Origin of the sequence: Limibacter armeniacum (genome assembly GCF_036880985.1) — a bacterium.
GTDB classification, from domain to species: domain Bacteria; phylum Bacteroidota; class Bacteroidia; order Cytophagales; family Flammeovirgaceae; genus Limibacter; species Limibacter armeniacum.
In genome coordinates this window covers 1633903-1656787 of the sequence record NZ_JBAJNO010000008.1, presented here as the reverse complement: position 1 = coordinate 1656787, position 22885 = coordinate 1633903, and the positions used below count along the sequence as shown (strand labels likewise).

The 22885-nt window shown below is 40.1% G+C and carries 16 protein-coding genes; 9 read left to right on the top strand and 7 right to left on the bottom strand.

The window, feature by feature from the left end:
* The first annotated feature begins 70 nt into the window (after nucleotides 1-70).
* Entirely contained in the window at nucleotides 71-1795 is a 1725-nt protein-coding gene (locus V6R21_RS12850) for a hypothetical protein (protein ID WP_334244023.1), read from the top strand.
* 71 nt (nucleotides 1796-1866) lie between these two features.
* Here V6R21_RS12850 and V6R21_RS12845 read toward each other — a convergent pair whose 3' ends face one another.
* Together V6R21_RS12845 and V6R21_RS12840 are read right to left on the bottom strand one after the other, a co-directional pair.
* On the bottom strand, nucleotides 1867-3840 hold the full coding sequence (locus V6R21_RS12845; protein WP_334244022.1) for a DUF349 domain-containing protein: 1974 nt from the start codon (nucleotides 3838-3840) through the stop codon (nucleotides 1867-1869).
* A gap of 260 nt (nucleotides 3841-4100) precedes the next feature.
* Nucleotides 4101-4676, bottom strand: coding sequence for a YqgE/AlgH family protein (locus V6R21_RS12840; RefSeq protein WP_334244021.1), 576 nt, complete (start codon nucleotides 4674-4676; stop codon nucleotides 4101-4103).
* A 435-nt stretch (nucleotides 4677-5111) separates the two neighbouring features.
* Between V6R21_RS12840 and V6R21_RS12835 the strand changes: the two genes are divergently transcribed.
* Together V6R21_RS12835 and V6R21_RS12830 are read left to right on the top strand one after the other, a co-directional pair.
* Nucleotides 5112-7373 carry an ATP-dependent helicase gene (locus tag V6R21_RS12835; protein ID WP_334244020.1) on the top strand — a complete coding sequence of 754 codons (2262 nt, stop codon included), beginning with the start codon at nucleotides 5112-5114 and terminating at the stop codon, nucleotides 7371-7373.
* A 99-nt stretch (nucleotides 7374-7472) separates the two neighbouring features.
* Nucleotides 7473-7850: a RidA family protein gene (locus V6R21_RS12830; RefSeq protein WP_334244019.1), complete on the top strand. Its 378-nt coding sequence runs from the start codon at nucleotides 7473-7475 to the stop codon at nucleotides 7848-7850.
* A gap of 45 nt (nucleotides 7851-7895) precedes the next feature.
* Here V6R21_RS12830 and V6R21_RS12825 read toward each other — a convergent pair whose 3' ends face one another.
* The gene (locus tag V6R21_RS12825; RefSeq protein ID WP_334244018.1) at nucleotides 7896-8942 is read right to left on the bottom strand and encodes a glycoside hydrolase family 113; all 1047 of its coding nucleotides are present in this window, start codon (nucleotides 8940-8942) and stop codon (nucleotides 7896-7898) included.
* 419 nt (nucleotides 8943-9361) lie between these two features.
* Here V6R21_RS12825 and V6R21_RS12820 point away from each other — a divergent pair, with 419 nt between their 5' ends.
* A complete protein-coding gene (locus V6R21_RS12820) occupies nucleotides 9362-10723 on the top strand; it encodes a hypothetical protein (protein WP_334244017.1) in 1362 nt (453 codons plus the stop codon).
* 501 nt (nucleotides 10724-11224) lie between these two features.
* Here the strand turns inward: V6R21_RS12820 and secDF are convergent.
* Both secDF and V6R21_RS12810 read right to left on the bottom strand, forming a co-directional pair.
* A complete protein-coding gene (gene secDF / locus V6R21_RS12815) occupies nucleotides 11225-14191 on the bottom strand; it encodes a protein translocase subunit SecDF (RefSeq protein ID WP_334244016.1) in 2967 nt (988 codons plus the stop codon).
* A 239-nt stretch (nucleotides 14192-14430) separates the two neighbouring features.
* Nucleotides 14431-14814, bottom strand: a complete 384-nt coding sequence (locus V6R21_RS12810) for a hypothetical protein (RefSeq protein WP_334244015.1) — start codon at nucleotides 14812-14814, stop codon at nucleotides 14431-14433.
* 299 nt (nucleotides 14815-15113) lie between these two features.
* Between V6R21_RS12810 and V6R21_RS12805 the strand changes: the two genes are divergently transcribed.
* Complete coding sequence (locus V6R21_RS12805; RefSeq protein WP_334244014.1) at nucleotides 15114-15491, top strand: hypothetical protein; 378 nt, start codon at nucleotides 15114-15116, stop codon at nucleotides 15489-15491.
* Between the two features lie 135 nt (nucleotides 15492-15626).
* Here V6R21_RS12805 and V6R21_RS12800 read toward each other — a convergent pair whose 3' ends face one another.
* The gene (locus tag V6R21_RS12800) at nucleotides 15627-16520 is read right to left on the bottom strand and encodes a 1,4-dihydroxy-2-naphthoate polyprenyltransferase (RefSeq protein ID WP_334244013.1); all 894 of its coding nucleotides are present in this window, start codon (nucleotides 16518-16520) and stop codon (nucleotides 15627-15629) included.
* Between the two features lie 174 nt (nucleotides 16521-16694).
* Between V6R21_RS12800 and V6R21_RS12795 the strand changes: the two genes are divergently transcribed.
* Complete coding sequence (locus tag V6R21_RS12795; protein WP_334244012.1) at nucleotides 16695-17393, top strand: SIR2 family NAD-dependent protein deacylase; 699 nt, start codon at nucleotides 16695-16697, stop codon at nucleotides 17391-17393.
* Between the two features lie 38 nt (nucleotides 17394-17431).
* Here the strand turns inward: V6R21_RS12795 and V6R21_RS12790 are convergent, their stop codons facing one another.
* Entirely contained in the window at nucleotides 17432-19663 is a 2232-nt protein-coding gene (locus V6R21_RS12790; protein WP_334244011.1) for a tetratricopeptide repeat protein, read from the bottom strand.
* Nucleotides 19664-20142: 479 nt separating this feature from the next.
* On the opposite strand from V6R21_RS12790, the gene nagA reads away from it, so the two are divergent.
* From nagA to cmk, 3 genes are all read left to right on the top strand, one after another.
* The gene (nagA, locus tag V6R21_RS12785; RefSeq protein WP_334244010.1) at nucleotides 20143-21300 is read left to right on the top strand and encodes an N-acetylglucosamine-6-phosphate deacetylase; all 1158 of its coding nucleotides are present in this window, start codon (nucleotides 20143-20145) and stop codon (nucleotides 21298-21300) included.
* 204 nt (nucleotides 21301-21504) lie between these two features.
* Nucleotides 21505-21993 (top strand): Mpo1 family 2-hydroxy fatty acid dioxygenase, encoded by a 489-nt coding sequence (locus tag V6R21_RS12780; RefSeq protein WP_334244009.1) that lies wholly within the window; start codon nucleotides 21505-21507, stop codon nucleotides 21991-21993.
* A 151-nt stretch (nucleotides 21994-22144) separates the two neighbouring features.
* On the top strand, nucleotides 22145-22828 hold the full coding sequence (cmk, locus tag V6R21_RS12775; RefSeq protein WP_334244008.1) for a (d)CMP kinase: 684 nt from the start codon (nucleotides 22145-22147) through the stop codon (nucleotides 22826-22828).
* Nucleotides 22829-22885: the final 57 nt, after the last annotated feature.

The following is a 22885-nucleotide window of genomic DNA, read 5'->3' as shown; positions in this document are numbered from 1 at the left end:
TTCAGAAATTAGTTAACTATATATCTGACAACACTGGTCTTCAGTCTCCTATCTTCAGTCTCACTATTATATGCTCGAACTGAAAATTTTTTCCTTACGTAAGAATACTGACCCTCCCTATGAGGTGATCCGTGATGAAATTGCCCCAAACAGCGACGGCGACCTTATTGTAGTGGAGCATCGTTTCTACGAAATGGAACTGCATTATAAGGATGAAGAGATTCCAATAGACTTCGGCTTAGCAATTGACGGAGACCTTATTGATCCATTATACCTGACCAAACACGAAGAAGAACATTATATCAAGGCGAATATGATGCAGTTCTTCTCCAACAGGCTGGGGTATATCACAATCTGGTTTTGTGGCTATGAATTCACGGTCAGGGTAGATGCATCAAAACTGACAGGTTCTGAGGCAGAACAACTCTTTTCATACCTATATGACAAGAACAAGGACCTTTTGCTCAAGTTTTTTTCAGGAGAAATAAAACGCACCGACAAAGAGCGTGAAGATGAAAAACCAATCGAAGTAGAGCCTAAAAAAACAAATGAGCTAACGCTTCGCAATTTGGGGGTCATCTATGACTTTTTGGAAGTAATGGAAGAGCTGTATTATGACTTCTGGAAACTCCCCCACTCCATTATCAGAAAGAAACTTGTTGTAGAACCATATCGGGCAAGATCTGTTGGGAGTAAAAGTATTGAATGGCTACTTAGCCACTTGGATGAAGTCCATTTTGATGATTCCTTTGCCGAGTGGCCTGAAGCCATTGAAGTGGGCACACAATACGGAGTACTGGACAGGGTTGCCTCAGAAGTTAATACCCATGACTACCGCACCTATGAGAATGAAACCATCCTTGGTGCACTAGAAAGAGTTCATGAGATCATCAACAAGGTAGATGAGTTCCTGCGAAGCTTTTTGGAGGGAAAAAACTTTGAAAGCACCGAACACGCCAACTACAAAGCAGTACAATTTATCTTTTACAAACGCTCAATGGATGAGTTGGAAAAGCTCAGAAATAAGTTTTATGCTATTGAACAGCGTTATACCAAGCTATTTGAAGGGGTTCGCCCATTGAACGAATACCCAAAAGTCACACATGTTTTCCTTAAGAAAAGACACTACTCAAGGGTCTATACTGCCATTTGCTCAATGAGACAATTTGTGCTCAACCTCAACCAGAGCAGTGTCATGAATCTCAACTTCCTTGACCAACTCTATGAGCTATTCAATTATTATAGAATCATTGATGTTATCAAGGACTATTTGAAAAACCAAGAATATGAGATAGAGTTCAAGCACAGGAAAGGCATGATCCACAAGTATGTCTGTTTTACAGGGAAAAAGAATGGGAAAGAATGGGTCTTGAATATGATTTACAACCCTAAAATAGAACGTGATCCTGGAGACACCCACCTTGTACTTCATGGAAAAGTAGACAAGAAAAACCACTACTATACTCCTGACTTTGTATTAGAGTATTCTCAAAAGCATGACATCCGTTATGCAGTCATTGATGCCAAATACAAAAGAGCAAAGGTGGTTGTGGAACAAGACATCAAGGATGCAGCCTTGAAGTACTACACCTGCCTGAGGGTGTTCGGAACAAGTCATCACCTCAAACCTGACTTTCTTTGGTTACTCTGTCCAGACTCGATGCAGTACCCAATATGGAAGCTGAATTACAATGAAGACTTCCTCCCCATCATAGGCGTGGTTGAGAGCAAACCTGATTCAGCCAAACCACTCCAACAGGTAATTGGTAAAATACTGAACCGATGGCATGTCTGATATCTGATAAAAGAAAAAGCACCAGTTTTTGCAAACTGGTGCTTTTTATATGTTTGATCAGAAGAGTGCTTTTATTCAGCATCTGAGATATTCTGAATCATCTTCAGCTTGTCTTTCAGCTTACCGATTTCAGCTTTTGCATCCTCAATTTTCTTCTGGTATTCTTCTTTCATTTGGTTGGCTGTCTTTGAATGAGCAAAGAATGCCAAGTTGTTTTGCCAAAGTGCGATATCATTCTCAAGGTTTGTGATCTTGTGACGCAAACCTGATTCCTGATGTCTGAATTTCTTGGCACCATTTGGTACGTGTCTGATCACGCTTGCCTGGAATTTCAGTTTCAGGTCTTCCATTTCCTCTTCGCTTACTTTAGCACTATCGATATAGCCTTCTGCAACTTTCAGGAATTTCTCCAGAATAGAATCCTTGTCTCTTCTTGGAACAAAACCAATTGCAAAGAAATTATCGATATGCTGTTCAAGCACTTCCATGCTGAAAGGCTGTCCTTCTTTTGCCATTGTTTCAATTTCCAGACAGATTTCCTCTTTCTTCTTCAGGTTTTCGATAAAGACCTTGTCTTCCTCCTTACGCTTGTTACGCTTTCTTTCGAAGAAGTAATCACATGCTGCCTTGAACTTAGCATATACCTCATCCCTTTGCTTTTCAGGAACCGGACCAATGCCTTTCCATTCCTGCTGTAAGCCTTTCAGCTTGTTGGCTGTTGCATTCCAGTCTGCACTTTCTTTCAGCTCTTCCGCTCTCAGTACAAGAGCTTCTTTCTTTTGAAGGTTTTCTGCACGCTGTGCTTCCAGTTCTTCAAAGAATTTACCCTTGTTGTGGAAGAATTGCTTAAAGTTACCCCAGAACTGCTTGTTGATTTCTTTGGCAACTTCTCTTGGAAGTGGTCCTACTTTCTCCCACTCCTCCTGAACTGCTAACAGTTCTTTTGTTTTAGCATTCCATTCCTTGATACGATCAGAATTGAATTCAGCAAATGGCTCCACTTTCAAGCAAAGCTCCTGCTTCTGCTTCATATTCTCGTTAAGCTGCTGCTTGAATACTTCAGCAAACTCACGCTTCTTATCGTAAATCTTGTCTGAAGCTTCCTTGAAACGTTTCCAGATCTCTTCCTGCTGCTCTCTAGGGACAGGACCGTAAGACCTGAATTCGTCGTGCAGCAAGTTCAGCTGTGCAACGGCATCGTTGATATTTTCAAGCTCAATCAGCTTCTCTGCTCTATCGCAAAGGGCTTCTTTTGCCTCATAGTTTTTCTTTCTGTCTAACTCTTTCAGCTCAAACTCAATGCTCATTTGGTCATAGAACATATCGAGTAATGCACTGTAAGTTTTATATAGCTCATCCGCCTCCATTTGAGGGACAGCACCGATTTCTTTCCACTGCTTTTGCAGGTCTTTCATCTTAGCCATAATCCCTTTCTGGTCAGTCTCTTCAATCAGTGACTTGATCTTGTCAATAATTGCCTGCTTTTTCTTCAGGTTAGACTCACGCATCTGTTGCATCTCTTCGAAATGCTTCTTCTTGCGCTCACGGATTGCCTTGTAGTTGGTGTAAAAAACATCAAGGTCTGTGTCATGGTACTCAAACCCCTCATCATTACCTTGTGCTTCTACATATTCAGCTTTTGCCACCTCACGCTCTTCATCACGGATATGGTCCATCGCCTCTTTCAGCTGACGTGCATGCTTTTCAGCTTTGACAACATCAGCGTGGTGGAGTAGTTTTTCACTCTCCTTAATCAATTCTTTTTTGGATAAACCTGAGTAATCACGGTCCTCTTCAAGGTCATCCTCATGCTCGTGAGAATCTGCATTTTCAGCAGATGCCGATGCTTCCACATTTGCTTGCTCAGCTGCTTTATCAGCAGCCACCGATTCTTCTACCTTTTGCTTTTCAGTTTCCATGTCCAAGATTTTATTATCTGAATCCCTGTTTTCTTGATTCACAGCTCCCTTTGTTTCACTAGAATTGTTTCCGGCCTCCACATTTTGAGCTTTGTCTTTACGATCTTCTTCCGAATGTGTACTCATAACAAACGTACCTTTCAAAACTCAATGCAAGTACCGTCTGTTACTATCGGACAAAAGAAACTGTACTTAAAAACAGCGCCTACATTGAGGTTAAAAATCCGATTCTATTCAATTCAAAATTAGCAATTTCTTACTAAACTGAAATGAATTAAATGGATTTGTCCAAAATTCATTTTACCTAATTCCGTTCTATCAGAATAATTTTTCTTTTCAAACTTATTTATATCTCCTCAAAAACGATTCCTGTTTAAGAGGATGTTTCAGTTCATTCGTGGCTCCATAGGATAATTGGCAATGACCTTGTACTTGCCGCCCATCGCTGTAAGTACCTTTTTCCATAACTTATCAGGATCAATATCAAAAAGACCTGAAAGGTTGGCATGTGTGACGATCCAAGAGTTTCTTTCCAACTCCCCTTTCAGCTGAAAGCTACCCCAACCACTATAACCCATAAAAAAGCGGCAATTTTCGGTACTAACTTGCCCCGTAGTACTCAACTCCTTGAGGTGATCATAACTACCTCCCCAGTAAAGTCCATTTTTCAGCGGCAAAGCCCCATCCAAATCCTTAAACTTATGGATGTAATACAAAGTATTCTGCTCTACAGGGCCCCCTACATAGAGTGGTGAATTGAGCTGGAGCTGATCGGTCACCTGCTCCACACTGACAAGCGACTGTTTATTCAGAATCAAACCAAAGGACCCTTCCTCATCAGTATGTTCACAGATCAGGATTACAGAACGCTCAAAATTCGGGTCTTTCAAGAAAGGCTCGGCTACCAAAAGGTCTCCCTTTTTCACCGCTACATTTTGACTAAAATTCAGATCGAAATCCATGGCAGGAACTTTAAAATGTTCAAGAAACATAAATCGGCAGGTAGATGCCTTTCCTATAAGTTAATCAATTTAATTTGTTAGTAACTAAATTGCCTTCATAGTCAATACAAATTGAAAAGTTCTGTAAAAAAACAAAAGTGATATCCCGATAAATTCCTAATTACACTATTCCTATCTTTTAGGAACACAATTTAGGCTTAAAAAAACACACCTATTTTCTTACAAATTAAATTATAGCAAGTCTAATGCCGTCTTTGCCTAATATCTAAGATGGGAAATATCCGTTTGCTCGTCAAAAATTACTTAACTTGCGCAACTATTGGCGACTCATTTCCCCTTTATAATTATTGGAAAATGGAAACGATCGCCTTGTTAACAACATATATGGCACAACCATAGGGGCTAACCCCTTATTGCATAGATTCTTAGAGTAGTATGGATTATCTGGAAAGCTTAAATGAACCGCAAAGAGAAGCTGTTGTTTACAACGATGGCCCAATGATGATTATAGCTGGTGCAGGCTCTGGCAAAACGAGGGTACTGACTTACAAGATCGCCTATCTGATGGAACAGGGTGTCGAGCCTTTCAATATATTGTCATTGACTTTTACCAATAAGGCTGCCCGTGAAATGCGTGAGCGGATCGAAGAGGTAGTAGGCAGTGATGCCAAAAACCTTTGGATGGGCACATTTCACTCCATCTTTGCCAGAATTCTTCGCTTTGAAGCTGACAAAATGGGGTATCAGAGCAATTTCACCATCTATGATACCGAAGATTCTAAATCTGTGATCAAAGGCATTGTCAAAGACATGAACCTTGATGACAAACTATACAAACCCAATTCTGTCCTATCCCGCATCTCAAGTGCCAAGAACAACCTGATATCTTGGCGCATGTATGAGAACAACAATGAGCTTCGCATTGAAGATGAGGCTTCCGGCAGACACAAGATCTCGGAAATATACAAAGAGTATGCGATCAGATGCTTCAAGGCAAATGCCATGGACTTTGATGACCTGCTTTTCAATACCAACGTACTGTTCCACAAGTTTCCGGATGTACTGAACAAGTATCAGGACAAGTTCCGCTATGTAATGATTGATGAGTTTCAGGATACGAACATCTCCCAATATGTCATTACCAAAAAGCTGGCTGCCCGTTTCCAGAACATCTGTGTCGTAGGTGACGACGCTCAGTCAATCTATGCTTTCCGTGGTGCTAACATTCAGAATATCCTGAACTTTGAGAAAGACTATCCGGACCTGAAGGTGGTCAAGCTGGAACAAAACTACCGTTCATCACAGAACATTGTAGAGGCGGCTAACTCCATTATCCGCTTCAACCAGCACCAGCTTCCTAAAAACGTCTGGACCCAGAATGATGCAGGTGCTCTGATTGAAATCTTCAAGACAGCGACAGACAATGAAGAGGCGAAAATTGTAGCCAGTTCCATTTTTGAAGAGAAAATGACACATGGCCTTAGGAACAGTGATATCGCCATCCTCTACCGTACCAACTCCCAGTCACGTGCGATAGAGGAAGCCCTTCGCCGTACCAATATCAAATACAAGATTGTTGGTGGTTTGTCTTTCTACTCAAGAAAGGAAATCAAGGACATGGTAGCGTACCTGCGCTTTGTCATGAACCCTGCTGACGAGGAAGCCTTCAAAAGGATTATCAATTACCCTAAAAGAGGTATTGGTCTAACTACCGTTAACAAACTGAGAGTTATTGCAAATGAGAACAACCTGAAAATATGGGATGTTGTCTCAAATATCAGACGCTTTATCAGTGGTCGTGCCGCTACATCTATAGAGCAGTTTGCTGATATGATCAAAGCCTTCCAGTTTACTGTGGAGCAGAAGGACGCTTTTGAAGCTGCCAGCCTCATTGCCAAAAACTCTGGTATGCTTCGAGAGCTGTATGACGACAAGACTGTTGAAGGAAAAGTACGTTATGAAAACCTTCAAGAACTACTGAACGCTATCAAGGCATTTTCAGAAGATCCTGAAAAAGAAGATAAAAGTCTGGACTCATTCCTTCAGGAAGTATCATTGATCACCTCTACGGATCAGGATGCCGACGAAGACACCATTACTCTGATGACCATTCACATGTCAAAAGGACTTGAGTTTGATCATGTGTATATTGTTGGTATGGAAGAAAATCTCTTCCCTTCACAAATGATGCTGGAAAGCAGGGCTGACCTTGAAGAGGAACGCCGTCTGTTCTATGTAGCCATGACACGGGCCAAAAAGAAACTCTTCCTGTCATTTGCACTACAACGTTACCGTTTTGGCAAATTGATCATGTGTGAACCTAGCCGTTTCCTTGGTGAGATTGACCGTACATTTATCAATGCCAGAGGTGTTGTTTCAAGCAGCTTTAGCAATGAACCACCTCGTGTACCAAGTGGCTTTACCAAAGTAGGAAGCAACAACAATCAACCTACAAACCTTAACCAAAGAAGAACCTCAGGTTTTAACAAGAAGACGACTCAGGTGCCTGATAACTTTGTTGCTTGTGATCCAAATGACTTGAAGGAAGGAATGCGTGTAATGCACGTCAAGTTTGGAGAAGGTATCATTACTAAAATGGAAATTGATGGCGCAGACAAACGTGCCAAGGTAAGGTTTGACCGTGAAGGTGAGAAGACACTTATTTTGGCTTTTGCCAAACTGATGATTCTAAACTGATTAAATTAAGCATAAAGCCATTACCTACAGGAGAATGGCTTTATGCTTTACAGATATTTGGATCCTATATATTTCTCATTTTATATAACCAATTGACAAATGAAAAAAATTATCACAAGTGACAAGGCTCCTGCTCCTATCGGGCCTTATAACCAAGCTATATTGGCAGGAAACACCTTATATGTTTCTGGACAGATTCCTTTTGATGCTGCTTCAGGCAACCTGATTAACGGTAGTATCGAAGAAGAAACGCATCAGGTAATGAAAAACCTTCGCTTTATTCTTGAAGAAGCAGGAATGGATTTCAGCAGCGTGGTAAAGTGCAGCATCTTTATCAAAAACATGGATGACTTCGGCAAGATCAATGAAGCTTATGGCAGTTATTTTGGTGATGACGCTCCTGCAAGAGAAACTGTAGAGGTCGCTAGACTTCCTAAAGACGTGAATGTTGAGATTTCATGTATCGCAGTCAACTAAAATAAAGCGTCGCAATATTGAGTGATCTATTGCGACGCTTTATCTTTAATCCATTCTTTTGTTATAAAAACTCCTGATTACCTCTTCTGCCAATTTCCCTTGAGGAGTATAACGCTTATCCTGCCTTTCCCCTAACGTTTCGTGAGTTGGAAACCATTTCCAAAGAAAACCTCCAGCAAACCAATCTTCCTTCCAGAAACAGTTGAATATAGCCTGATATGCATTCGCTTGACCTTGCTGATTAACCTGTAAAGTGTCTCCATTGTGTTTCCAATGACCATCTGCGGCATAGTCTATACTCTGATATCCAAACTCTGTAAAAATGACCTGCTTTTGAAATTGCTCAGCCAATTCTTCCAGATTTAGCATAACGGATTCCCATCCCTTTTCAAGCAGATTTACTTCAGGTGTTTTATCAGTACATACAGGAAAATAGCCATCAATCCCTATCAAATCTAAGTCGTCCCAAAATCGGACCTTATCATAGTTATCCCAATTGGCTGCATATGTTACTTGACCATTATACACACCTCTCACTTCCTTAATCAGACTTCTCCAAAAACCTTCTCGCTTTGTTACTGCCTTCCGGCACTCGGTTCCTATACAAAACAACGGGATATTTAACGAATCTGCCATTGCAGCAAAATGAAGTATATACTTACGGTAGCCGTCTTCCCATTTACGCCATTCCACTTCAGACTCAAACTCCAAATCGCCTGCCCAACCTTGTCCTTTTACCCAAAGGTGAGGTTTTAGCATCACTTCCATTTTTTCCTGAGTTGACAACTCCACATATTCACGTACCCCTTTGCTAGTCTCTCCATACCATTGCCTTGGGTGGTCATATGTTACATTACACAGTTCTGGGTCAGTGAATCCATACGGTATAATTGCCACCCAATTTGCGCCCAACTTACTGATAGGCTCAACCTGCTTCTTCCCTATTTGTTGCTTCATGGCTACAAGGTTGACTCCATTAATTTTCTCTTGATCAGTGGTTCCTGAAACTGTAGTACAACCTACCAATAACGAAAATATAACAACCCAAAAATGGCTTTTCATGCTCCACAAAAACTGTAAGTTACAACTCATCAATTGAATTATTTATAGCATATAAGTAAATGCTTTTTCAGCTTATCATTTATTTTAAAATAACCGATAAACAGATCTGTAACATCCTATATTCGTGTTATATGCAAAATAAAAAACACCATTCAGACTCCATTTTTTCAAAAAAAGCAAAATACCTTACACCTTTACATTCCTTTGCTAAAACTTTACGCTACCTCCTCAATAATTCCCTATCATTGTTTTATCTCTATTCAAACACTAGCACACAGCATTAATTGACAGAAAATCGCTGCTTTTCCTACAGTGTACTTTATCTGAGCCATTTAACTTCATTACAAATTAGCCTCAGCATGAAATACACATCACCCGATGTATGGTAAGCATACGAATTCACTTGCCGATTTAGATTAGTTACTCAACCATCGAAAAGAACCCAAGCTATGATTAAATATTTATTCTCTTCATCTCCATATAGGAAAGGGAAAACAGCCAATCTTATATCTTATTTACTTCCTCTATTGTTAACCTTGACATTCCTGCTTTCGATTCAAGGCTTATTCGCACAAACCTATGTTTCCAATTTTTCAGGAGGAACATGGACGCATTCCAACACATGGGACTTCCCACCTTCAGGCTACCCTCCTGTTCCAAGTGGAGGAAATATAGGCAGTATCATTATCAGTGGAGATACGGTATTATATACAACTGAAGAAGACAGGTCATATGAAACGATTTATTCAGATGGTTATGTCTACATTGAAAATGCGGATATGATCAGCAGTACAGTCTCATTTGATGACGGTAATCTTACTATAAGAGGGGTACTTTATATAGAAGGGGATCTTGAGATTGGAGGAGGCTCAAGCTTTACAAACATTACGATTGAGGATGGAGGCACTTTGATTGTCTACAACCTACACCAACTACAGAAGTCAACTATAGCAGTTGAAGGCAATGGCAACCTGATTGTATTAAATAACTACACTCTTGACCAACAAGGAAACCTTGATGTAAATAGTGGCTCTAGTGGAGATATTGTAGTTATGGGTAATATGATTGCTGAAAACCCTGAAGTTCAAAACAGTATTGAGACGGCTATTTACGTAGACAGTTCTTCAGGAAGTGGGTTAGGAAGTGGAGATACTAGACCTACAGATGAAATAGAACTTAATGAAAACCTTTATAAACTAATTGAAATCATCAATTCAAAAGGATTGGATGGAGGCATTTTCAATGAGCTACTCCCTGTGGAGTTGATCTTCTTTTCTGGTAACAGAAATAGTGAGTCTGTATCCTTAAATTGGGCTACTGCTTCAGAAGAAAACAACAGTCACTTTGAAATAGAACGATCTGCAGATGGTAAGACTTTTGAAAAAGTGGGTGAAGTAGAAGGCAGTGGAAATAGCCAAACAAGAATCGATTACAAATTTGAGGATAACTTCAACAGCTTTAACACGATTTATTACCGTTTAAAACAAGTTGACTTCAATAATAAGTTTGAGTACTCACCTACAGTAATTATCAGAAATAGTGAAATGACCAATGTGGATATTTCCTTGGGGTCATCAAACCTGCTTGCCGATAATACTTCTGTTTTCCTACAGATTTATGCTCCTGAACCTGTTCAGATTGCCATTATGGGCATTCAGGTAAATGGTGCAATCATATATAATGACATCAATTATATCAATACTGGATCAACCTTACTACCTGTCTCTCTGGAAGGTGCTACCACAGGCATGATCATCCTTCAGGTCACAGTAGAAGGAATTCAAAAGACTTTCAAAGTCATCAAAGAGTAACCTATTTTTATTAACCTATTTACCCACACAAACACCTCTGCTATATCCGGAGGTGTTTTTTTGTATCTGCTAAACAAGCAAAGTATGCTATTCATTCAAAGCCAAATTACGCAAGTATTGAATTGGAATAGAGATTTTCTATTCTAACCCTTTCACATATTATGATCTACTAAATGATGATGTTATCCTGTTCAACCCATTCAGGGTTCTGTTATAAAAAACACTATAAAATCCGTCTTTTATCCGGAGCTAATATGGTTTGTTGTAAAAGAAAAAACCAAAGGGATTGAATAATAGTAGCCGTAGGCAAAAGCCTGCGGTATAAGTAAATCCATTTATCCAACTCCAAAGGAGTTGAACCTATAAATCATTGAAGCGTTTTAAACTTCCAATTTCAATGATACATCTGCTTAACTAAACACTTACCTCCTATTACAAAAGCTCCAAAACAAGAAAACCCGAGGTTTCCCTCGGGTTTTCTTTATCTATAAGCTAATCCACTTATGCATTAGCTGACTCTTTCTTGTCACCAGTTTTCACGTTGAACTTCTTGTTTGTATCATAAACAATTGAAGATGCAATGAATACTGAAGAGTATGTACCTACCAAGATACCTACCATCATAGAGAATGAGAAACCTCTCAATACTTCACCACCGAAGATCAACAGGATCACGATTACTAGCAAGGTAGTCAGTGATGTGATTAACGTACGGTTCAACGTATTGTTGATTGCCTTGTTGAAAGTATCTTTCAGTGAAGTTCCTTTGTTTTCAGCAAGGTGTTCACGCACGTGGTCAAATACTACCACGGTATCGTTGATTGAGTAACCTACGATTGTCAGGATCGCTGCCACGAATACTTGGTCAACCTCAAATGGTGCACCTAGCAATGTAGCAATAGCGAAGATTGCGATTACAATCAGAACGTCGTGGAATAGGGCAGCTACTGCACCCAGACCAAACTGCCAGTTGCTGAATCGTACCCAAACGTAGAAGAAGATTGCCAACAGTGAGAACACTACAGCCTCTTCCGCACCTTTAGCGATATCATCCGCAATCGTTGCTCCTACTTTAGAGCTTGAAGAAATGATAAATGTTCCTTCAGATGCATTCTTAGCATTAGAGAACTTATCACCTGTGTGAGACTCAATAGCTTTTACCAACGCATCTTTTACTTCTGCATCCGCTTCAGCAGACTCCTCATCGATCAGGTAAGCAGTAGTAATTTTCAGAACGTCTTCAGAACCGTAAGTTTTTACGTCAGCTGATTTCAGTGCTTTGTCAAGTGTACCTTCCAGTTTTGATGGAGTTACTTCTTGAGAGAACTGAACGATATAAGAACGACCACCTTTGAAGTCTACACCAAGGTTAAGACCGTTAGTCGCCATTACTGCAGCACCAGCAACGATTGTTACGATTGAAATTATGTAAGCAATTTTTCTACCCTTGATGAAATCGAAGTTCAGGTCTTTTACTTTCGATGAAATTGGAGACGAGAACGACAGTTTTGCATCGTTACCTTTCTTAGCTACCAAGTAAGCTACAACCTCTTTAGTCAAGAATACCGCAGAGAAGAATGAACATACAATACCGATCATCAATGTTACTGCGAAACCTTTGATTGGTCCTGTACCGAATGTATAAAGCATGAAACCTGTCAGCAAAGTAGTCAGGTTGGCATCAAAGATCGTCCAGAATGCTCTGTCGTAACCAGTCTTAACAGCGTCCACCAATGGAAGACCCTTTCTCATTTCCTCACGTACACGCTCAAAAATCAGTACGTTGGCGTCAATCGACATACCGATTGTCAGTACGATACCTGCAATACCTGGCAATGTCAAAGCAGCACCCAGCTCAGCAAGGATACCGAAGATAAAGAAGATGTTTGCCACCAACGCAAGGTCAGCAATCAAACCACCTTTAGAGTAGTAAGCAATCATAAACAGCACTACCAGTGCCAAACCTACTACGATTGAAGTCAGACCTTGATTCTGTGCTACTTCACCCAGTGAAGGACCTACAACCACTTCCTCAACGATTCTAGTTGGAGCAGGAAGTTTACCCGCTTTCAGGATGTTAGCCAAGTCTTTTGCTTCTTCAGCAGTGAAGTTACCTGTGATCTCTGAACGACCGTCACCGATCTCAGACTGTACTGTAGGTGCAGAGTAAACTCTATTATCCAATACGATTGCGATTGGGTTACCCAAGTTAGAAGCTGTGATTCTTTTCCACTTCTTAGCACCTTCTACGTTCATTGACATAGAAATTGCAGGACGACCATTCTGGTCAAAGCTTTGTCTTGCATCAGCGATAGCATCACCTGTCAGACCTGACTTTCTACCTCTTTTCAGAGTGTAAAGTCTGATCAACTCCTGACCTTCACCTGCCTCAAAACCTTTGTTTTCCCAAGCAAACTCAAGGTCTGAAGGAATCAGTTCTTTCACTTGTGGGTCTCTCAACATTTCGTTCACTTTTGCAGTGTCCTCAAGTGAGTAGATCAAACCACCTTTAGCATATTCGAACAGTGGAGAAACCGCAGTTTCCTCAGTCTTTGCAGAGTCAGCCTCAGCTACTGTAGCTGAATCACCTTCAGCACCTTCGAACAGATCAGACTCAGAACCTTTTTTCTCTTCTACTTTCTCCTCAGTCTTAGGAGCCAATGTTTCCTCAGCTTTGTGCTTCTTAACCCAAGTATCGTTAAGTCTTACCAAGTGCTGAGTAGCTTCTTGTGGAGTCCACACTTCCATAAACTCAAGCTTTGCAACACCTTGCAACAGCTTTCTTACACGCTCAGGAGAGTCAACACCTGGAAGCTCAATTTGGATACGGCTTGTACCTTGGATCTTCTGGATGTTTGGCTGAGTTACACCAAACTGGTCAATACGAGTTCTTACAATTTGGAAAGCTCTATCTACAGCATCATTTACTTCTGCCTCGATTACTCTTTTCACCTCAGTGTTTGAAGAGTTAAAGCTTACTTTACCTTTGTTAGCTGCAGTAGCAAAGTATTCAGCATATGACTTACCTGGAGCCTGAGCATCCAGCTCGTTAAAGAACAGGTCAGTGAAGTTATCTTGGCTGTTTCTCTGCTCTTTTACTGCATTTTCCAATGCTGTTTCAAACGCTTTGTCAACGTTGTTACCTGCCAGTGTTTTTACGATATCTGTTGGAGAAACTTCCAAGATAACGTGCATACCACCTTGAAGGTCAAGCCCCAGAGCAAGCTCTTTTTCTTTCACTTCACGAAGTGTATATTCTTTCACTCCCAAGAAGTTGTATACCGGCTCGTTCCATAACGAGTCTACGTATGATTGCTTCTTGAAATAGTTGAAATGTCCCTCTGAATCGGTAGCGTAAGCTTCTGCATCATTGTTGATTTGTCTAGAAACGTATGTGAAAGACAAATCAAACAAACAGAACGCTGTTACGATCACCGCCAGCAAAATAATTCCGCCTCTGTTTTTCATGATCAGTAATAGTTAAACTGTGTTTTGTTTGGATATATAGATGTTGAAATAAGTCTTACAAAGATCAGCACCTGCAAACTGAAGTAATCTTATCTTCAGCAAGCAAATTCATCTCTGTGATGTATAGCAAGCAGCCTCACTCAACTGTGAGATGCATGATACTCTATTCAATAAAATAATTGGAAAAGAGATAAGGTATGGAGACCATAAAAAGTGGTTCCAAATAGAAAGGGAAAAAATTATGGAGCGTTGGCGACAATATAGTAACTGAACAATCGCTGATAATAGTCCAATAGTGTTGGATGCACCAGCATCTGAACAGGCTCCTCAATCAATACTGATTCATAAACTACGACTTCCACTTCATGGGCGATACGCACCAAGTCCACCTGCAAGGATGCGGGAACAGTCGCTTTTGTAGTTTGTGCCTTTACAAAAACATCATTATCAGAATTGGTTGCGTCGTCTTCAGTCTCATCCTGAGTATTCATCTGACTTACCACCTTTCTTGCCTCAACACTTACCTGTTGACATAGCATATCTGCTGATGCTGACAGCAAAATCAGCATTACCAGCACTACGTGCTTCAGAATTTTCGATATGTCTTGAGAAGATGTTTTCATAATCAATCGCAAATATAGGCGATTATAGGACTTTTACACTAAAAAAGTTGAATTCATTACAATATTCTTTTGAGAAGAAAATAAAAATAACACAATACTATCTTAATATCTTTAAACAAAGAGCTGTTTATCAATACATAATATGGAAAAACAGCTGAATATTCAGTTAAAGAAAATTAATAAAGTCTATTAAAACTTTAATCTGACTTTTAAATGAACCTTTTGACAACGCATTCATGTTTATCTAATCGTACGACTTGAAATTCTTCAATAGAAATATAAGAATAATGAAATTGGTTATGAATAAACTCACGCTTGCAGCATTCGCCTTATTGATTACAGTTCAATCTTTTGCCATCTCCCCTGTGAAGGATGACACGACTCCTCCATATTATCACAGCAAGGAGTCCCATTTCGATGTGAGGGAAAAAGTGCTTGAACTTGTGGGCAATGCTTATATCGAGGGAAGCGACTATAAAATACAAGCTCCGAAGATAGAAATAGACTGGGCTAATAATATCATCAAAGCCTATACAGATGGCACAAATGAAAAAATCACATTTAATGGCATAACTGTTTCTGCGAACACCATTACTTATGCCATTGAAACAAAACGTATCAAGACTAATGAACAGAAGGAATCAATTGCTCAATACACTCCTTCTGAAAGCAAATAAAATATTACGTTTAACTTGATCTATACCCATTATCACCACTTTACTAAACTTAACTAACAAAAAAGCTCTACAAAGGAATCATGGATGAGTCCTTGTAGAGCTTTTATTTTGATTTTATATAAACTGTTATCTGTCTTAACGGGACAATACGTAACCTGCTCCAAATGTCAGCATAAACAGTAAAGACGTCATAGCCATCTGCTTCAGGTATGGATCCAGTTCAGACGGTTTCGTTAATGTTCTTACTGCTTTTTCATTTTTCCTCAATAGCGGTAAAGTCACCAAAAACATTAGCTGCCATCCGCTTCTAAAATCTAGCATCGTAAACACCACGGCACAAATCATCCCTCCGTTCAACAAAAACTTGTGGTACCAAACCGCAGCCTCTCTACCCAATCGGACAGGTACTGACTTCTTCCCTGCCTTTATATCTGATTCGATATCCCTAATATTGTTGACATTCAATACACCAGTTGCAAACAAGCCTGAGCTTATCGCCGGCAACACATAAACCCAATCAAATGATTTGGTATAAAGATAGAGCGTACCCAATACACCTACCAAACCAAAGAATATGATCACCGAAATATCCCCCAACCCTGCATAACCATAAGGTTTTTTACCAGCTGTGTAGGTGATTGCAGCGATAATACTTAGAACGCCCAGCCCTAGGAAACCTAAAAACTCATTCCAGTTACTCAGGCTAACATAGAGTAATGATAAACCACAAACCAATGATAATATTGAGAAAAGAATAACGGCATTGCGCATGCCAGTAGATGTGATCACTCCAGATTGTACTGCCCTGCTTGGTCCTTCCCTATCTTGACTGTCAGCACCATGAATGGAATCTCCATAATCGTTGGCAAAGTTTGACAAAACCTGCAACAGGATAGTCGTCAAACTACACAGTACAAAAATATCCCAACTAAATGCGCCTTGTCCAGCTGCCAAAAAGCTGCCCATTCCAATACTAGCCAATGCCAAAGGTAAAGTTCTAGGTCTAGCCGCTTCAATCCAGTGTTTCATAGTTTTTCTTCGATTTCATTTCTCGAAATGCTTAAAAGCTCTATCTGTCTCTTAAAATCGCGAAATTAACGATTAGTGGGGTAAAGTTGTGTTTTCCTCCTATATTTTTGACTGATTCACTAAATTTAGTTGGCCATTAAAAGAAATACTTGATCACATTCAACCAAAAACTCCATGACTCAGAAGAAAAAACTTACCGTACTATCAGGCGCGGGTATCAGTGCAGAAAGTGGCATTCCTACTTTCAGGGGTGCTGATGGACTTTGGGAAGGACACCGTGTAGAGGATGTCGCCACTCCCGAGGCTTGGCATCGTAATCCCACCCTTGTGCAACAGTTTTATAATGAAAGAAGGAAAAAGGCATTGGAGGTTTTCCCTAATGACGGTCACAAGGTTTTAGCAGATCTTGAAGCAGAATTCGATGTAACCATCATTACGCAAAATGTAGACAACTTACATGAAAGAGCTGGATCAACGAATGTCATTCACCTACATGGGGAACTGTTCAAAGCCCGAAGCACTTATGATGAAACACTTATCTACGATGTAGAAGGCTGGGAAATCAAGATGGGTGACTGTTGTGAAAAAGGCTCACAACTCAGGCCACATATTGTTTGGTTTGGGGAAGCAGTTCCTATGATGTTTGAAGCTGAAAAAGTAGTCAAGCAATCTGACTTCCTGATTGTGGTCGGAACTTCAATGCTCGTTTACCCTGCCGCAAGTTTGGCATTTATGACGAACCCAGGAGTTCCAATATATGTGGTCAATCCTCAAAAAACGGAATTCCCGCCTACCCCAGACCTCTTCTTTATCGAAGATGTTGCAACCAAAGGACTTAAAAAAGTTGCGGATATTTTAAAAAAAGAAAATTGATATACAACAGAAATCCCTCAATTCATGAGGGATTTCTGTTATTCACCTGAAACCGGAAAATAGATGGTAATCTCGGTACCAACTCCTTGATGAGAGGACACTTTCACTTTGCCATGATGCTCTTCAATAATCCCATAAGAGATCGCTAACCCCAATCCAACGCCTTTTCCAATCTCTTTTGTGGAGTAAAATGGCTCAAACAAGTGCTTTTGGGTATATTCTGACATGCCGACACCATTATCCTTTATCCTGATATAGATAAAGTCATCTTCACCTTCATGGGTGCCTTCTACTAGTCCTGTAAATATCTCTATTTTCCCATCCTGCTTTCCTTCCAAGGCCTGATAAGCATTGTCCACGATATTCATCATCACCTGACTGACTTTTCCTGGTATACAACGTAAAAGTGGCAAATCAGAGGCAAAATGCTTGATTACTGGAATATGCTCATGGCTTCTCCTTCTTAGCAGTCTCAATGTTGCTACTATTATATCATGCACATCAGCATCCTTCCATTTGAGGTTATCCATCTTGGTGTAGCTCCCCAACCCATTGACGATCTCCTGAGTCCTGATGGTTCCTTTTTCGATTCCTTCAATCAACTGGTCAATCTCATCAATCGAGTAGTTAAGGTCCATGGATTGCTCCATTTCATGAATACGTTTCAAAATCTCCGCTGCATTTTGAGGAGTCAGCTCCTTGTACATGGCCAAGAGTGCAATTACATGTTGGATATCTTGTCTTAAAGGAGGCAATTTTTCGGCTATAAAGTTGACCGGCACCATTACCTCATGGGTAATATTTTCAGTCAACTGTCCTAACAATACCATCTTCTCTGCCTCCAATAGTTGTTTATGGGCTGTTTTCAGTCGCCCCATCGTAGTCTTCAGTTCACTGTATTTCTTTTCCAATTCAGTATTGACCTCGGCGATATGACTCTTTTGACTTTCAATCTGTCTATTCTGTAAAACCAATCGAGCATTGAACTCCTCGGTTCTTTTCCTAGATCGAAAAATGTAAATACCAAATAGCGTCAACGTTACCAATCCTAGCCCCAACAGTAATAGGATCAGTTGCTGAGCTTTCAGCTCAGACAATACACGACTGTTTTTACTTTCAAGCCGTATTATCTCTCTTTCCTTTTCTGTAAGCGCCATATTGGTTTGTAACCTATTCTGCTTACTGATCTGCTCTCGGTTATCCAACTCCTTATCCAAGGTTACATAATTATTCAGGTATGTAAGCGCTTTGGCGGTATCTCCTTGCTCCTCATAGAGCGCTGCCAACATTCCCATCAGTCGACGCTCTACAGACCGTTGCCCTATAAGTTTTGCATTCAGCAATCCTTCATGTGCATACTTGGTTGCCTCATCCACTTCACCTTCTTTCTTTAGCACTTCAGCAATATCAGCATAGAGATCAGGTCCCTTCTCAGATCGACCAAAAGAAGCAAAGCCTTCCTTGGCTTTCAATAAGTACGCTAGTGCTTTTTGATTAGTATCATCGCTTTGCATCATGACGTAGGCCTTACCAATCGACTGGTAAAGCATATACTCCATAATAGGATAATGAATCGCCTGAGCCTTTTCTATACCACTGTGATAATAATCCAAGGCACGGTCCAAATCCCCTCTTTTCAAGTAAACATCACCAATACTGTACATAGCAGAGACAATCCCCTCTTCATCTGCCAGTTCTTCACGTAGTTTTAATGTCTGATGCTGATACTTGAGAGCCGTTCCGTAGTCTCCTTCTTCTAAGTAGACATTTCCTAGGTTTTGTGTACAGTATGACATCAAGCGCTTGTCTCCGGATTCTTCAGATACTTCCAGGGCTTCGGCTAAGTTTTCAAGCGTTTTAAGATTATTTCCCTGAAAGAAATAAAGGTTGGCAATATTAATATAGGCATACCCTGCTTGTACCTTGTTCCCCACTTCTTCTGCCTGTAACAAGCTCTCTCGGTGACTTTGCAATGCCATTGGGTAGTTACCTTGGTTTCTGTAACCAATCCCTATAAAGTTGAGGATTTTGGGTATTAGCTCAAGGTTGCCTGTATTGCTAGCAAGGTCTAAAGCCTTTTCACCATACTCAACTGTAGCACCTGGTGCTATGTCTCGGCTAAGCCAAGCCATTTCTACATAAATTTCAATTTTGTCTGGATCATTCCTTTCAACAAGTTGATCTTTCAGACTATCTATTTTGGGTGATTGAGCTATCACTGTTCCTAGGGTAAACAAGGAAAGCAATAATAGCAAGAGTGCCTGTTTCATAATCAGCAATGCTAAAAATGTAAATACCGCTTGTACGGATATTTGTCAAACTACCTTATGTAAAACAATTGTGAGAGTTCTTTTGATTTAAGTTTGACATGAAATCAATATGGGTAGGGTTAAAATTAAAGATACCTTCGGGTTCAAGGTGTTTACAATTTTTACGGGATAATAATACTTAACCACCCAACCTGATTTAGTCAAATTCACATGAGTTTTATTACTAATTCTGTTCTGATGTTCTACACCACAATTTGACTTAAAAAAACACAAATTTTCAATGCTTCATAATTATTGGTGATTCACCTTCACTTTTTTCAGCCACATAAAGCAAAACCCCTACTCACTGCTTTCAGGTATTTTACATTCCAAAAACAAAAACTCACCATTTTCAGTGAAACCATGCTCCCTTTATTTTCACTTAATTAGTATCAAATAGCAATCACAAATGATTATTCGCAATTAAATCCAAGCAAATAATGAAACTGATCAACAATGTAACTGTCGTATCACCGGACCTATATATTACGGAAGCTTCTATCCTGATTGACGGAGACCAAATCATCAAGGTCTATCGTCCAGGAAAAGACATACCGTATGTAACGGAGGTGATTGATGGAACAGGTTTGATGGCCATGCCTGGGTTTATTGATATACATACACACGGTGCCTTAGGTGCTGATGTAATGCATGGAGACAGTGAGGCAATTGCCATACATGCAAGAGCCAAGGTACAAGAAGGGGTTACCTCATTTTTACCTACTACCCTTACTGCCCCTCAGGAAGATTTGAAAGCGGCCATGAAAGCGGTCGCTAAATATGCCCGAAAGCCCGAATATGCGAAGGTACCGGCAGTACATATTGAAGGCCCTTACATTAATGAAAAGTGTGCAGGAGCCCAAAACCCTGATTTCATCAGGTTACCCAACAGTGCTGAGATCAAGGAACTCAACGATTTGTATGATGTAGCAGTTGTATCATTAGCTGTTGAGAAAGAAGGTGCTATGGAGTTTGTGAAGGAGGCTACTGATCTTGGAATCATGTGCTCTGCAGCCCATACTGAAGCTACTTTCAAGGAGCTGAAGATGGCTAAACGCAATGGCCTTAGACACCTGACACACTTCTGTAACCAAATGACGCCACTGCACCACCGTGAGATTGGTTTGGTTGGCGCTGGGTTGATGGACAATGAACTCAAGCTAGAGCTTATTTGTGACAAGATTCACCTTTGCCCTGATATGATTCAGCTGATTTTCAAAGTACAGAAAATTGAAAACCTTATGCTGATTACAGACTCAATGGAAGCCGCATGGTTGGACGATGGTAGATATGATATTGGCGGATTAGATGTGACAGTGACGAATGGAGAGGCTAGACTTCAATCAGGTAGCTTGGCTGGTAGCACCTTAAAGTTTAACGAAGGACTAAGAAACGTTTACCAGCTAACTAATATCCCATTGGAGAAACTGGTTATGACCACAGGATGGAATCAGGCACAGAGTCTAGGCCTTGAAAATGTTGGAAAACTAGAAGCTGGATATAAAGCAGACATTGTCTTGCTAGACAATGACTTTGAGATAGTAAAAACTTTTGTAGACGGAAAAATAAAGTACGACCTGGCAGCAGTAAGCGTATAAAGATTAGTAATTGCGATAGACATGATTTGTTGAATATTTTGGAGCTGGAAAAGCCGACACTCAATAGAGTCGGTTTTTTTTGTGTCTGAATATCAATATTGAGTGAATAATTTCTCACCAATCATGATGGAAAGTAATGTTGAAATATTTACATTAATACACGTAATAATGACAACTATTCCATAACCTATCTAAACAATGACTATGAGAAAGATTGATAAACTTTTTAGCGAGTACGGTGAAAGCCACCAAAACAGTCTGAATAAAGCCATACACTTTTTAGCAGTACCACTCATTTACTTCAGCATTGTGGGTTTAGTTGCTTCTATTCCTGCTGATTTCCTAAAGGGGCTTGTACCTACTTCTATGCCTGAACTACTGCCATATGCACATTTTGCGACACTTTTCAGCATATTGATACTGATCCTGTTTTACATGAGACTCTCATTGGTTATTACAATAGGCATGGCAATCCTATCTGCTGTTTCCATCGTAGGCTGTCACTATATAGCCACTTTTGCCCCACTTTGGCAGGTTTCATTAGTGATATTCATTGTTTCATGGATATTCCAATTTTATGGCCATAAGGTTGAGGGCAAAAAACCTTCATTCCTGAAAGATTTACAGTTTCTGTTGGTAGGGCCTGCTTGGGTGATGAGTTTCTTGTTCGCTAAAATAGGTATCAAATATTAGCCTTTCAAAAAAAGAGATCACCCAGCTTGTAGTGATCTCTTACCTTTTCAGCGTTGAATTTTCGACTCCAATATCTTCATTGTTTTCCTTATCTTTGCCCGCCTATCCCTTTTAAACCAAAGCTACAATTACATTTAGAACTTGATTTAAGATGAAAAAAATAATAATTGCCATTGATGGCCATGCAGGATGTGGCAAAAGTACCACGGCTAAAGCTGTAGCACGCAAGATGAACTACATTTACATTGATACTGGTGCTATGTACCGTGCTACAACTTATTACATTCTGGAGAATAAAATTGATATTCAAGATATAACGGAAGTAAAGAAAGCACTGGGTGAAATTTCATTGAGGTTTGCTATAAATGATGTGACTGGGAATATTGAAATCTACCTGAATGGTGAATCTGCTGAAAGCAAAATCCGTACAATGGAGATTACTTCCAAGGTGAGTGATGTCGCTTCTATTCCTGAAGTAAGACACTTCCTTGTAGATCAGCAGCAGAAAATGGGTACTGAAAAAGGCATCGTCATGGATGGTAGAGACATCGGCACTGTCGTATTCCCTAATGCTGAACTGAAAGTATTTATGACTTCGGATGTGGAAGTTAGGGCTAAAAGAAGACAGATAGAGCTCGAGTCAAAAGGAGAGCAGGTGAACTTTGAGGACGTATTAGAAGACTTAAAGAACAGAGATCACCTTGACTCAACTCGAAAAGAAGGTCCTTTGAAAGTCGCGCAAGACGCTAGAATTGTTGACACTACCAACACCACTATTGAAGAGCAAATTGATATTATCTATCAGTTGGCTAAGGAAGTAGCAGAAGCTCAATAAAAACAGAAAAGCACTTTAGAAATGTAATCTAAAGTGCTTTTCTTTTATATGTCTATT

What these genes read in the sequence shown, in the direction of transcription:
- V6R21_RS12850 (WP_334244023.1), top strand. Translation starts at nt 71, where the DNA reads ATGCTCGAACTGAAAATTTTTTCCTTACGTAAGAATACTGACCCTCCC.
- V6R21_RS12845 (WP_334244022.1), bottom strand. Translation starts at nt 3,840, where the DNA reads ATGAGTACACATTCGGAAGAAGATCGTAAAGACAAAGCTCAAAATGTG.
- V6R21_RS12840 (WP_334244021.1), bottom strand. Translation starts at nt 4,676, where the DNA reads ATGGATTTCGATCTGAATTTTAGTCAAAATGTAGCGGTGAAAAAGGGA.
- V6R21_RS12835 (WP_334244020.1), top strand. Translation starts at nt 5,112, where the DNA reads ATGGATTATCTGGAAAGCTTAAATGAACCGCAAAGAGAAGCTGTTGTT.
- V6R21_RS12830 (WP_334244019.1), top strand. Translation starts at nt 7,473, where the DNA reads ATGAAAAAAATTATCACAAGTGACAAGGCTCCTGCTCCTATCGGGCCT.
- V6R21_RS12825 (WP_334244018.1), bottom strand. Translation starts at nt 8,942, where the DNA reads ATGAGTTGTAACTTACAGTTTTTGTGGAGCATGAAAAGCCATTTTTGG.
- V6R21_RS12820 (WP_334244017.1), top strand. Translation starts at nt 9,362, where the DNA reads ATGATTAAATATTTATTCTCTTCATCTCCATATAGGAAAGGGAAAACA.
- secDF (WP_334244016.1), bottom strand. Translation starts at nt 14,191, where the DNA reads ATGAAAAACAGAGGCGGAATTATTTTGCTGGCGGTGATCGTAACAGCG.
- V6R21_RS12810 (WP_334244015.1), bottom strand. Translation starts at nt 14,814, where the DNA reads ATGAAAACATCTTCTCAAGACATATCGAAAATTCTGAAGCACGTAGTG.
- V6R21_RS12805 (WP_334244014.1), top strand. Translation starts at nt 15,114, where the DNA reads ATGAATAAACTCACGCTTGCAGCATTCGCCTTATTGATTACAGTTCAA.
- V6R21_RS12800 (WP_334244013.1), bottom strand. Translation starts at nt 16,520, where the DNA reads ATGAAACACTGGATTGAAGCGGCTAGACCTAGAACTTTACCTTTGGCA.
- V6R21_RS12795 (WP_334244012.1), top strand. Translation starts at nt 16,695, where the DNA reads ATGACTCAGAAGAAAAAACTTACCGTACTATCAGGCGCGGGTATCAGT.
- V6R21_RS12790 (WP_334244011.1), bottom strand. Translation starts at nt 19,663, where the DNA reads ATGAAACAGGCACTCTTGCTATTATTGCTTTCCTTGTTTACCCTAGGA.
- nagA (WP_334244010.1), top strand. Translation starts at nt 20,143, where the DNA reads ATGAAACTGATCAACAATGTAACTGTCGTATCACCGGACCTATATATT.
- V6R21_RS12780 (WP_334244009.1), top strand. Translation starts at nt 21,505, where the DNA reads ATGAGAAAGATTGATAAACTTTTTAGCGAGTACGGTGAAAGCCACCAA.
- cmk (WP_334244008.1), top strand. Translation starts at nt 22,145, where the DNA reads ATGAAAAAAATAATAATTGCCATTGATGGCCATGCAGGATGTGGCAAA.